The sequence below is a fragment of the Micromonospora sp. NPDC047557 genome (genome assembly GCF_043205095.1).
Taxonomy (GTDB): domain Bacteria; phylum Actinomycetota; class Actinomycetes; order Mycobacteriales; family Micromonosporaceae; genus Micromonospora.
This window is the reverse complement of sequence record NZ_JBIDDK010000001.1, coordinates 43,173-55,455: the sequence shown is the minus strand read 5'-3', so window position 1 is coordinate 55,455 and position 12,283 is coordinate 43,173. Positions and strand designations below refer to the sequence as shown.

At 72.6% G+C, this 12,283-nt stretch carries 7 protein-coding genes; 6 read left to right on the top strand and 1 reads right to left on the bottom strand.

Annotated elements, in window-relative coordinates; all coding sequences use genetic code 11:
• Positions 1-243: 243 nt before the first annotated feature.
• On the bottom strand, positions 244-789 hold the full coding sequence (locus ACGGAQ_RS00210; RefSeq protein ID WP_393043182.1) for a type II toxin-antitoxin system PemK/MazF family toxin: 546 nt from the start codon (positions 787-789) through the stop codon (positions 244-246).
• A gap of 387 nt (positions 790-1,176) precedes the next feature.
• Between ACGGAQ_RS00210 and ligA the strand changes: the two genes are divergently transcribed.
• The 6 genes from ligA to ACGGAQ_RS00180 all read left to right on the top strand — a co-directional run bounded on the left by ligA (position 1,177) and on the right by ACGGAQ_RS00180 (position 11,982).
• On the top strand, positions 1,177-3,312 hold the full coding sequence (ligA, locus tag ACGGAQ_RS00205) for an NAD-dependent DNA ligase LigA (RefSeq protein ID WP_393043180.1): 2,136 nt from the start codon (positions 1,177-1,179) through the stop codon (positions 3,310-3,312).
• Between the two features lie 157 nt (positions 3,313-3,469).
• Positions 3,470-6,025, top strand: a complete 2,556-nt coding sequence (locus tag ACGGAQ_RS00200) for a putative bifunctional diguanylate cyclase/phosphodiesterase (RefSeq protein WP_393043178.1) — start codon at positions 3,470-3,472, stop codon at positions 6,023-6,025.
• A 123-nt stretch (positions 6,026-6,148) separates the two neighbouring features.
• Positions 6,149-6,454, top strand: coding sequence for an Asp-tRNA(Asn)/Glu-tRNA(Gln) amidotransferase subunit GatC (gatC, locus tag ACGGAQ_RS00195; RefSeq protein WP_354861239.1), 306 nt, complete (start codon positions 6,149-6,151; stop codon positions 6,452-6,454).
• 76 nt (positions 6,455-6,530) lie between these two features.
• Positions 6,531-8,006, top strand: coding sequence for an Asp-tRNA(Asn)/Glu-tRNA(Gln) amidotransferase subunit GatA (gene gatA / locus ACGGAQ_RS00190; protein WP_393043177.1), 1,476 nt, complete (start codon positions 6,531-6,533; stop codon positions 8,004-8,006).
• Positions 8,007-8,019: 13 nt separating this feature from the next.
• A complete protein-coding gene (gene gatB / locus ACGGAQ_RS00185; RefSeq protein WP_354861243.1) occupies positions 8,020-9,519 on the top strand; it encodes an Asp-tRNA(Asn)/Glu-tRNA(Gln) amidotransferase subunit GatB in 1,500 nt (499 codons plus the stop codon).
• Positions 9,520-9,624: 105 nt separating this feature from the next.
• Positions 9,625-11,982 carry a pyruvate dehydrogenase gene (locus tag ACGGAQ_RS00180; protein WP_393043174.1) on the top strand — a complete coding sequence of 786 codons (2,358 nt, stop codon included), beginning with the start codon at positions 9,625-9,627 and terminating at the stop codon, positions 11,980-11,982.
• The last annotated feature ends 301 nt before the right edge of the window (positions 11,983-12,283 follow it).

The window sequence follows — 12,283 nt, the reverse complement described above, 5'->3', positions numbered from 1 at the left end:
GTGGCCCAGCCCGGCGTGGCCCGGCCTGGCGTGGCCTGGCCTGGCCTGGCGTGGCCTGCGCCTGCCAGCGCGGCCTGGCCTGTCTGCGGTGATCGACTCGGGTTCCTGGAAGGCGGGGTGTTGCGGCGGCTCGGACGCCCCGGATTCCTGGAACCCGAGTGGATCATGGCGTGGGGCGTGGGGCGTGGGGCCGGGGGCCGCGGGGCCGCGGGGCCGGGGTGGCCTGCGGCCTGTGGGCCGGTGTCAGCTGGTGGGCAGGTGGCGCAGGCTGCGGACCTTCCGCCACAGGTCGGCGTCACAGCGGCCGGCGCGGTCGGCGAAGTCGGCCGAGCTGATCCGGATCGGCTCGGTCAGGTTCAGGTAGCTGTCGTGCTCGGCGCCGGGATCCCAGTCCCGGGTGGGAATCCGGACGTGGTCGTCCCGGTCGCTCTTGTCCTGACTGGTGATCTTCAGGACGTCGGCGCCCCGGGAGTCGGCGCGCAGCACCAGGCAGGGCCGCACCTTCGAGCCGCTGCCGTCGACGTACGGCACGTCGGCCCACCAGATCTCGCCGGCCGCCGGAGTGCCGGCCGCCCGATCGGTGTCGCGGGAGCGCGGCGGGGTGGCCGGCCGATCGGTGCCGCGTGGCCGCGGCGGGGCGGAACGACGACCACCCGTGCGGGTCGGTGCGCCGCGACCGGGTCCGTCGGCCGAGCGTCGGCTGTTCGCCCGGTGCCGCCAACTGTTCCACGCCCAGCCGGCGGCCACCGCCAGCAGGATCGCCGCCGCCCAGAGCAGCGCCTCGGTCATCGCCACCTCCGCGTCAGGGCGGCACGCCGGCCGCTTCGTTCGGCGATCCTCGCACGTCGCCGCCCCCGCCGCCCGACGACGACACCGCAGCCCACGCCGCCCGGACCCTCCCGGCCGGAGGCCGACGGCCCGCGCCGCCCGTGATCCACTCCGCATCGCCGAGGTGGGGACATCAGGGCGCTCGGATACCCCCGTGTCGGCGACCTGGAGTCGATCAACGGCCGGCGAGTCCGGCGTCGATCGCCGTCCGGGGCGACGCGCAGCGCGGCGACGGGCTGCGTGGGGCGTCACCGGTGGCGCAGGTGGGCATCGGATTGTCACCCCGGACCGATACCGTGCCTTAGTAGCGTGATCAGGGAGGTCGCAGGCGTGTCCGAAGGTGGCGGGGTGTCCGAGGAGCAGATCGGTCAACAGGTCAGCCCGGCTCAGGAGGCGGCGGCCGGCGCGGAGCCGACGCCGCAGGCGCGGGAGCGGCACGCCACCCTCAGCCGTGAGCTGACCGAGCATCAATACCGCTACTACGTGCTCGACTCGCCGATCATCACCGACGCCGAGTTCGACAAGCAGTTGCGCGAGCTGGAGGCGTTGGAGGAGGAGTTCCCGGCGCTGCGGACGCCGGATTCGCCGACCCAGCGGGTGGGTGGCACGTTCTCCACCGACTTCACCCCGGTCACGCACGCCGAGCGGATGCTCTCGCTCGACAACGCCTTCGCGGACGAGGAGTTGGCGGCCTGGGCCGAGCGGGTCGAGCGGGACGCGGGCGGGCCGGTGCCCTACCTCTGCGAGTTGAAGGTCGACGGTCTGGCGATCAACCTGACCTACGAGGCCGGCCGGCTGGTCCGGGCGGCCACCCGTGGTGACGGCCGCACCGGCGAGGACGTCACCGCCAACGTGCGCAGCATTCGGGACGTGCCCAGCCAGCTCGCGCCGTCCGCCGAGTTCCCGACGGTGCCCGAGCTGCTGGAGGTTCGGGGCGAGATCTACTTCCCGGTGGCCGCGTTCGCCGACCTCAACGCGAGCCTGGTCGAGCAGGGGCGGGCGCCGTTCGCCAACCCGCGTAACGCCGCCGCCGGCAGCCTGCGGCAGAAGGACCCTCGGGTCACCGCCTCCCGACCGCTGCGTCTCGTCGTGCACGGCATCGGCGCCCGCCGAGGGTTCCAGCCCACCGCGCAGTCGGAGTCGTACTCCGCGCTGAAGGCGTGGGGGCTGCCGACGAGCGACAGGTGGCGGGTCGTCCCGGATCTGTCCGGCGTGGCGGAGTACATCGCCTACTACGCCGAGCACCGGCACGACGTCGAGCATGAGATCGACGGTGTGGTGGTCAAGGTCGACCCGGTCTCCATCCAGGGTCGCCTGGGCTCGACCAGTCGTGCCCCACGCTGGGCGATCGCCTTCAAGTACCCGCCGGAGGAGGTCACCACCAAGCTGCTCGACATCGACGTCAACGTGGGGCGTACGGGTCGGGTCACCCCGTTCGCCGTCCTCGAACCGGTGCGGGTGGCCGGCTCCACCGTCGCGCTCGCCACCCTGCACAACGCCCGTGAGGTCGAGCGGAAGGGTGTGCTGATCGGCGACACGGTGGTGCTGCGCAAGGCCGGCGACGTGATCCCCGAGGTGCTCGGCCCGGTGGTCGACCTGCGGCCCCCCGACGCCCGCCCGTTCGTCATGCCGACCACCTGCCCGGCCTGCGGCACCCCGCTCGCGCCGTCCAAGGAGGGCGACGTCGACATCCGGTGCCCCAACACCCGCAGTTGCCCGGCCCAGCTGCGCGAGCGGGTGTTCCACCTCGCCGGGCGTGGCGCGTTCGACATCGAGGTGCTGGGCTACAAGGGCGCGGCGGCACTGTTGGACGCGGAGATCATCGCCGACGAGGGTGACCTCTTCCAGCTCGACGCCGAGCAGCTGTCCCGGTCACCGTTCTTCGTCAACAAGGACGGCAGCCTCGGCAGCAACGCGGTCAAGCTGCTCGACAATCTGGCCGTCGCCCGGGAACGTGACCTGTGGCGGGTGCTGGTGGCGCTCTCCATCCGGCACGTCGGCCCCACCGCCGCCCAGGCGCTGGCCCGGCACTTCCGCTCGATGGAGGCCATCGACGCCGCCAGCGAGGAGGAGCTGTCCTCGGTCGACGGGGTCGGGCCGACAATCGCGGCCAGCATCCGGGAGTGGTTCGCCGTGGACTGGCACCGCGAGGTGGTCCGCAAGTGGGCCGAGGCGGGCGTACGGATGGCCGAGGAGGCCGTCGACGAAGGCCCGCGCCCGCTGGAGGGGTTGACCGTCGTGGTGACCGGCACCCTCGCCGGCTTCTCGCGGGACCAGGCCGCCGAGGCCGTGCAGACCAGGGGCGGCAAGGTCAGCGGGTCGGTCTCCAAGAAGACGAGCTTCGTCGTCGTGGGGGACAACCCGGGCTCCAAGGCCGACAAGGCGGCCAGCCTCAAGGTGCCGGTGCTCGACGAGGACGGGTTCCGGGTGCTGTTGGAGGCGGGTCCGGACGCCGCACGGGACGTCGCCCGGGTGGAGGACTGACCGCACCGGCGTGCCGACGTGGCGGCCCGTCGCGTATACCAACTTAATTACGACTACGACCGATTCGTGACTGTCATACCGGGAAACCTGGGGCTGAGGGCGTTTCATTGGGTCACGGCGTGCTCATCGGCACGTCGACAGTTCCTCGGGAGGTGTGATGGAGGTCGCCGACCCGCGCAACTCCGTCCCACCTGGGCGGGTGACGCCGTTCACCGCCTTCGTCGTCGGCATCCTGGTGGTCGCGGCGCTGACCGCCACGGGTCCACTCACGACGCTCCCCGACGAGCTGCCCCGCCTACCGGTGGCGTTCTGGACGATGGCCGCCCTCGCGGTGGTCTGCGACGCGCGCCCGTTCGTCCCGCCGGGGCGACGGCAGACCTCGGCGGTCTTCCCGTCCACCTGCTTCACCTTCGCGATCCTGCTCGGTTGGGGCCTCGGCCCGGCGGTGGCGGTGCAGGCCGTGGGGGTGATCGTCTCTGGTTGGCGGATGCGCCACGCCGCCTGGCGGACCGCGTTCAACGTCGGCCAGTACGCCTGCGCCCTCGCCGCCGCGTACGGCGTCATCCAACTCGGGCCGGGCACCGTCTTCGACGGCGGTCGCCTGCACGCCACCGACGTGGCCGCTGTCGGCGGGGCGACGCTGGCCTGGTTCGTCGTGAACTACGGCCTGGTGAGCTGGGCGGTGCGGCTGCGCTTCGGCGACCGCTGGTGGCCCACCGTCCGCCAGGGCGTCGGTTTCGAACTGCTCTCCACCGGCTCGCTGCTGCTGCTCGCCCCGGTGCTGGTCGCCGCCGCCCGTCTCAGCGCGGCGCTGATCCCGCTGGTGCTGGTGCCGCTCTTCGCCGTGTACCGGATGGCCCGGCTGACCGTCGAGCAGCAGCACCTCGCCGCCGCCGACCCGCTGACCGGGTTGCCCAACCGCAAGGCGCTGCTGGCCGAGGTGGCCGAGCAGGTGCACCTGCACGCCGAGCGGACCGCCCGCGGCGAGCCCGGCGGGCACCTGGCGCTGCTGCTCATCGACCTGGACCGTTTCAAGAACGTCAACGACGCGCTCGGGCACGCGGTGGGCGACCGGCTGCTGGTCGAGGTCAGCGCCCGGCTCACCGACGTGGAGCCTCGGCCGCAGATGATCGCCCGGCTGGGTGGGGACGAGTTCGCCATCGTGATGACCGGGCTGACCGACGTCAGCCAGGCGCGTGAGCTGGCCGACCGGGTGGTCGGGGTGTTGGCCGAGCCGGTGCCGTTGGACGGGCTGCCGTTGGACGTCGGCGGCTCCATCGGGATCGCCCTCTTTCCGGAGCACGGCGAGGACTTCGCCACCCTGATGCGGCACGCCGACGTGGCGATGTACGACGCCAAGCACCGCAACGACACGGTCGCCGTGTACGCCCCGGAGTCCGACCACAACTCCGCCGAGCGTCTCGGCCTCCTCGCCGACCTCCGCCGAGTGCTGGAATCCGGCCCGTCGGCCGCCGAGCCGCGTGAGCCCGAGCGGACGGCCGGCGTACCCCTCGCTGTGGAGGCCGAGGTGCGCGGCGGTGACGGTGCGGCGCTGCCCACTCCGGCGGCGGCCAAGGCCACGCCGCATCCGGGCGGTGCGCCGGTGATCGCGCCAGCGTCGTCGGCGGGCGGGCGGTGGTGGGGCCGCCGGCGGCGGGCCGGCGCCGAGCTGGTGGACGCCGATGAGCTGATCAACCGGATCGCCACCGGCGCCGACCCGATCCGGGGCCGCAACAGCCGCGCGACGATACCCGGCACCCGTTCCGGCCCGTTGCGGGACCGGCATGCCGGCGGCCACGGGCGGCGGTCGCCGAACGGCAGTGCGGTGCCGCCGGGCAGGGACCGGCCGGGGCGCGACGGCGGGTCGGTTCCCGAGGCCCAGGCGATCGAGTCGACCGGGTGGGTACGCGACGGCGGCGAGCCGGCCGACGACGCCGGTGAGATCACCATGTACTACCAGCCGCAGATCGCCATCGCGACCGGCGAGGTCGTCGGCGTCGAGGCCCTGCTGCGTTGGCGGCACCCGCGCCGGGGCATGGTCGACCCGGAGGAGTTGATCCGGGTCGCCGAGCAGAGCGCGGTGATGCGGCTGCTCACCCGGCGGGTGGTGGACGACGTGGTGGAGCAACTCGCCAAGTGGTCGGCGGCCGGCATCGGGCTGCGGGCGGCGTTGAACGTCAGCGTGCGCGATCTGCACACCGGCGAGATCGCCGACCAGATCGCCGACCGGCTGGCCCGCTACGGGGTGCCGGCCGAGCGGCTGCAACTGGAGATCACCGAGGGCGCCCTGATGGCCGATCCGCGCCGGGTGCTGGCCACCATCTCCCGGCTGCACCGCATCGGGGTGGCGATCGCGCTGGACGACTTCGGCACCGGCTACTCGTCCCTGCAACATCTGCGCCGGCTCCCGCTGTCCGAGGTGAAGGTGGACCGGTCGTTCGTGCTCGGCATGGCCGAGGACGCCGACGACGCGGCGATCGTCCGGTCGATGATCGAGTTGGCGGGCGCGCTGGGGCTGCGGGTGGTCGCCGAGGGCGTGGAGGACGAGCGGACCTGGCGGATGTTGTACGCCGCCGGCTGCGACGCCGCCCAGGGCTGGTTCTACGCCCGTCCGATGCCCGCCGAGGAGCTGGTCACCTGGCTGGCCCGCTACCGACCGGTCCGCCCGACGGGTGGCCCGGAGCCGGAGGCCGGCCGCCGGTCGACCCGCTGACCCACCCGAGCAGCCGGCGGAGGGGGCGGAACAATAGACTCGCTCCGGTCACCGCGCGTCACGCCGCACGCGTCGCGCGGCCGGCATACCGCCCGACCAGCAGGACATCAGAAGGGGGCACGGATGGCCGCCATCTCCCGCGAGGAGGTCGCGCACCTGGCGCGCCTGTCGCGGCTCGCCGTCACCGAGGAGGAGCTGGACACCTTCGCCGGCCAGCTCGACGTGATCCTCCAGGCGGTCGCCCAGGTCGGCGAGGTCACCGCCGCGGACATCCCGCCGACCTCCCACTCGGTGCCGCTGACCAACATCTTCCGCGAGGACGTCGTCACGCCGTGCCTGACCCCGCAGGAGGCGCTGTCGGGCGCGCCGGACGCCGAGGACCAGCGGTTCCGCGTCCCGCGCATCCTGACCGAGGACGTGGCCTCATGAGCGAGCGCCAGCGAGTGAATCATGGTTGCAGCGCGGTGGTGCCTCGTGGCGTCACGGAGCGAAGCGGAGTGACGGCATGAGCGATCTGACCAGAATGACCGCGACGGAGATCGCCGCGCTGGTCGCCGGCGGCGAGACCTCCGCCGTCGAGGTGACCCAGGCGCACCTGGACCGGATCGCCGCGGTCGACGAGCAGGTGCACGCCTTCCTGCACGTCGACACCGACGGCGCGCTCGCCGCGGCCCGCGCGGTGGACGAGCGCCGGGCCGCCGGCGAGGAGTTGGGCCCCCTGGCGGGGGTGCCGGTCGCGGTGAAGGACGTGCTCGCCACCCGTGGCGTGCCGACCACCGTCGGCTCGAAGATCCTGGAGGGCTGGCGCCCGCCGTACGACGCGACGATCGTGCAGCGGTTGCGCGAGGCCGGCACGGTGATGCTCGGCAAGACGAACATGGACGAGTTCGCCATGGGCTCCTCCACGGAATATTCGGCGTACGGCCCGACGCACAACCCGTGGGACCTGAGCCGGATCCCGGGCGGATCGGGTGGTGGCAGCGCCGCCGCGCTGGCCGCGTACGAGGCGCCGCTGGCGATCGGCTCGGACACCGGCGGCTCGATCCGCCAGCCGGGCGCGGTCACCGGCACCGTGGGCGCGAAGCCCACCTACGGCGGCACCTCCCGCTACGGGCTGGTCGCCTTCTCGTCGTCGCTGGACACGCCCGGCCCGTGCGCCCGTACGGTGCTCGACGCGGCCCTGCTGCACCAGGTGATCGCCGGGCACGACCCGCGTGACTCCACCTCGATCCCGCAGCCGGTGCCGGACGTGGTGGCGGCGGCGAAGCTCGGCGCGACCGGCGACCTGACCGGCGTGCGGCTCGGCATCGTCAGCGAATTCGTCGGCGAGGGCGCCGAGCCGGGCGTGATGGCCGCGTTCCGCGAGTCGGTGGACGCGCTGACCAAGATGGGCGCGGAGGTCGTGGAGATCTCCTGCCCGACGTTCGCGTACGCGCTGCCGGCGTACTACCTGATCGCCCCGAGCGAGTGTTCCTCCAACCTGGCCCGGTTCGACGGCGTCCGGTTCGGCCTGCGGGTCGGCGACGACGGAAACCGGTCGCTGGAGGAGGTCATGTCGCTGACCCGGGAGGCCGGCTTCGGCCCCGAGGTCAAGCGCCGCATCATGGTCGGCACGTACGCGTTGTCGTCGGGTTACTACGACGCGTACTACGGGCAGGCGCAGAAGGTCCGTACGCTGATCACGCGCGACTTCACGGCCGCGTTCGACCGGGTCGACGCGCTGATCTCGCCGACCACCCCGTTCACGGCCTTCCCGATCGGCGCCCGCACCGCCGACCCGTACCAGATGTACCTGGCCGACCTGTTCACCATCCCGACCAACCTGTACGGCGGGCCGGGCATCTCGGTGCCCTGTGGCCTCTCCGAGGGGCTGCCCGTCGGCCTGCAGGTGATGGCCCCGACGATGGCCGACGACCGGATGTACCGGGTCGCCGCCGCGCTGGAGTCCGCGGTCGGCACGTTCACCCCACCGGCACTGTGAGGCAGGAGCCCAGATGACGACGACGCTTCCCGCGTACGACGAGGTCGTCGCACGCTACGAACCGGTGATCGGCCTGGAGACCCACGTCGAGCTGGGCACGAACACCAAGATGTTCTGCGGCTGCCCGACGGACTTCGGCGGCGAGCCGAACACCCGGGTCTGCCCGGTGTGCCTGGGGCTGCCCGGCTCGCTGCCGGTGGCCAACAAGGCGGCCATCGAGGCGATCATCCGGATCGGCCTGGCGTTGAACTGCTCCATCGCGCAGTGGTGCCGGTTCGCCCGGAAGAACTACTTCTACCCGGACATGCCGAAGAACTTCCAGATCAGCCAGTACGACGAGCCGATCTGCGTCGACGGCTACCTGGACGTCGAGGTGGGCGGCGAGACGGTGCGCATCGAGATCGAGCGGGTGCACCTGGAGGAGGACACCGGCAAGACGCTGCACGTCGGTGGCGCGACCGGCCGCATCCACGGTGCGACCGAGTCGCTTGTCGACTACAACCGGGCCGGCATTCCGCTCGTCGAGATCGTCACCAAGCCGATCCCGGGCACCGGCGCGCTCGCCCCCGAGGTGGCCAAGGCGTACGTCACCGAGCTGCGGGACGTGATCCGCACGCTCGGGGTCTCGGACGTGCGGATGGAGGAGGGTTCGCTGCGCTGTGACGTGAACACCTCGCTCAACCTGCCGGGTCAGGAGTGGGGCACCCGCACCGAGACCAAGAACGTCAACTCGCTGCGCTCGGTGGAGCGGGCGGTCCGTTCGGAGATGCTGCGGCAGGCGTCGGTGCTGGACGCGGGCGGCCGGATCACCCAGGAGACCCGGCACTTCCACGAGGACACCGGCGACACCACCCCGGGGCGCTCGAAGGAGACGGCCACCGACTACCGGTACTTCCCGGAGCCGGACCTGGTGCCGATCGCACCGGACCCGGCCTGGGTCGCCGAGCTGAAGGCCGCCCTGCCGGAGCTGCCCCGGGTGCACCGGCGTCGGCTTCAGCAGCAGTGGGGCCTGTCCGACCTGGACATGCAGTCGGTGCTCAACGCCGGCGCGGTCGAGCTGATCGAGGCCACCGTGGCCGCCGGCACCACCCCGGCGGCGGCCCGCAAGTGGTGGCTCGGCGAGCTGTCCCGGCGGGCCAACGAGAGCGGCGTGGAGCTGGCCGACATCGGCGCCACCCCCGCGCAGGTCGCCGAGTTGCAGGGCCTGGTCGACGCGGGCAAGCTCAACGACAAGATGGCCCGTACGGTGCTGGAGGGCGTGGTCGACGGTGAGGGCTCGCCCACCGAGATCATGACCAGCCGTGGCCTGGAGGTCGTCTCGGACACCGGCGCGCTCACCGCCGCCGTGGACGAGGCGATCGCCGCCAACCCCGGCATCGCCGACAAGATCCGTAGCGGAAAGGTCGCGGCGGCCGGCGCCCTCGTCGGCGCGGTCATGAAGACCACCCGTGGTCAGGCCGACGCGAAGACCGTCCGTGAGCTGATCCTGGAGCGCCTCGGCGTCCAGGGCTGATCCGCCCGATCGAACACCGCTGGCGCGTACTGCGCCAGCGGTGTTCGCCGTGCACACCGCATCCCCTCGCGAGGGCGTCAACGGCGACGCCCGGATGGAGCCACCGTGAACCAGCACGACCTCGATGTCCTCGACGAGATCCAGCGGCGCGTGCTCTGGCTCGCCACAAGGATCGTGGACGCCGCCAACCACGACCGGGCCACCGGCGACGGGGTAAAGGTCGGCGGCCACCAGGCGTCCAGCGCGTCCCTCGTCACGGCGATGACCGCGCTGTGGTTCGCGCACCTGGACGCCGAGGACCGCGTCGCCGTCAAGCCGCACGCCTCGCCGGTGTTCCACGCCATCCAGTACCTGCTGGGCAACCTGGACCGCTCGTACCTGCCCCGGCTGCGGGCCCGGGGCGGCCTCCAGTCGTACCCGTCGCGCACCAAGGACCCCGACGAGGTGGACTTCTCCACCGGCTCGGTGGGTCTCGGCGCGGCGGCACCGCTGTTCGCCGCCGCCACCCGCCGCTACGTCGACGCGCACTTCGGCGCCCGGCCGCACTCCCGGTTCGTGGCGCTGATCGGTGACGCCGAGCTGGACGAGGGCAACATCTGGGAGGCCGTCGCCGACCCGGCCACCACCGGGCTGGGCAACGTCATGTGGCTTGTCGACTTCAACCGGCAGTCGCTGGACCGGGTGGTGCCCGGCATCCGGATCAAGCAGTGGCGCGGTCAGTTCGAGGCGGCCGGCTGGCACGTCGTGGAGGTCAAGTACGGCCGCCGGCTCGCCGAGGCGTACGCCCGGCCGGGTGGCGAGGCGCTGCGCGACTGGATCGACGCGATGCCCAACGAGCAGTACCAGTCGCTGTTCGGGTTGACCGGCCCGGCCCTGCGCAAGCAGTTCCTGGACGGTGCGCCGGCCGAGGTGGGCGCGTTCACCGAGGGCATCGACGACGACGAGCTGCGTCCGCTCGTCACCGACCTGGGTGGGCACGACCTGTCCGCGATGCTCGACGCGTACGCCCAGTGCGACGCGGTCACCGACCGGCCCAGCGTCGTCTTCGCGTACACCGTGAAGGGTTGGGGGTTGCCCATCGCCGGCAATCCGCGCAACCACTCGGCGCTGCTCAGCACCGAGCAGGTCGCCACGCTGCGGGCCGCGCAGGGGTTGACCTCCGAGACCGAGTGGGACCGCCTCGACCCGGCGTCACCGGCCGGCATCCGGGCCGGCGAGCGCCGGGAGGCGCTGTCCCGCGCGCCGCGCGAGCGCGCGCTGGGGGTCACCGTTCCGGAGAGCACGGGAGTACGCGCCAACAAGCCGATCTCCACGCAGGAGGTCTTCGGTCGGGTGCTGGTGGATCTGGCGCGCGACCGGGAGGTCGGCCGTTATCTGGTGACCACCGCCCCGGACGTGGCCACCTCCACCAACCTGGCCGGGTTCATCAACAAGACCGGGGTGTTCGCCCCCACCGAGCAGCGGTCCTGGACCGAGGACCGGATGCTGCGCTGGACCGAGAGCCCCGCCGGGCAGCACATCGAGCTGGGCATCTCGGAGATGAACCTGTTCCTGCTGCTGGGCCAGCTCGGCCTGTCCTGGGACCTGTCCGGGCAGCCGCTGCTGCCGGTGGGCACCGTCTACGACCCGTTCGTGCTGCGCGGCCTGGACGCGTTCCTGTACGGCACGTACTCCGGTTCGCGGTTCGTGGTGGCCGGCACCCCGTCGGGCATCACCCTGGCTCCTGAGGGCGGCGCTCACCAGTCCACGATCACCGCGTCGGTCGGTCTGGAGCTGCCCGGGGTGACGTTCCTCGAACCGGCGTACGCGGGCAGCCTCGACTGGCTGCTCTGCGACGCCCTCGGGCAGATCGCGGGCGGGGCGACCCCGGCCGCGACGGCCGCGCCGACCGAGGACGGGGCGTACTACTTCCGGTTGAGCACCCGACCGCTGGACCAGGCGCCGTTCGAGGCGGCCCGGGCCCGGCTCGGCGACGCGGTGCTGCGCCGGCAGGTGGTCGCCGGGGCGTACCGGCTCGTCGACGCGCACCAGGCGTACCCGCATCTGGTCGACGCCCCGGTGGTGCAGCTCGCCGCGTCCGGCGCGGTGCTGCCGGAGGTGCTCGCCGCCGCGGCGGAGCTGGCCGAGGAGGGCGTCGCCGCGCACGTGGTGGACGTGACGAGTCTCGACCGGCTCTACCGGGCGTGGCAGCGCACCCTGCGTCAGGGCGTACGGACCGCGACCGTGCCCAGCGTGCCGGGCGCCCTGCGGTCCGCGTTCGCCGATCGGGTGCCGGTGGTGACCGTGCACGACGCGGCGTCGCACGCGATGGCCTGGCTCGGGTCGGCGCTCGGTGCCCCGGCGGTGCCGCTCGGGGTGGACGAGTTCGGCCAGTCCGGCAGTGTGGCCGACCTGTACGAGCTGCACGACCTGATGCCCGGCAGCATCGTCAACGCCGCCCTGGCCGCGCTCGCCCTCCGCTGACCTTGCCCTCCGCTGACCTTGCCCTCAAGGGGTGCGCTCCGCTCGCTTGCCTGCGTGCGCCGGATCGCGTGCGCCAGCCTTCGTGTCTCACTGCCGCCGCCACTGAGAGTGAGGAGCGTCCGCCTGTCGATGGGGTTCTCTTCGCCCTTTGCTCTGCTTCAATATGCGCAACACCTTGCTGAGCTGCAGAAATTCGGGTGCGCGCAGCTGAGCGGAGTGACCCGACGTAACTGTTGCGTCCGTTGAAGCAGAGCAAAGGCTGCGCAGGCACCGTCGGGCTCGGGCTCGGGCTCGGCTCGGC

Bases quoted from the DNA above. Each gene is read 5' to 3' on its own strand.
- ACGGAQ_RS00210 (WP_393043182.1), bottom strand. From the start codon at position 789: ATGACCGAGGCGCTGCTCTGGGCGGCGGCGATCCTGCTGGCGGTGGCC.
- gatB (WP_354861243.1), top strand. From the start codon at position 8,020: ATGACGACGACGCTTCCCGCGTACGACGAGGTCGTCGCACGCTACGAA.
- ACGGAQ_RS00200 (WP_393043178.1), top strand. From the start codon at position 3,470: ATGGAGGTCGCCGACCCGCGCAACTCCGTCCCACCTGGGCGGGTGACG.
- gatA (WP_393043177.1), top strand. From the start codon at position 6,531: ATGAGCGATCTGACCAGAATGACCGCGACGGAGATCGCCGCGCTGGTC.
- gatC (WP_354861239.1), top strand. From the start codon at position 6,149: ATGGCCGCCATCTCCCGCGAGGAGGTCGCGCACCTGGCGCGCCTGTCG.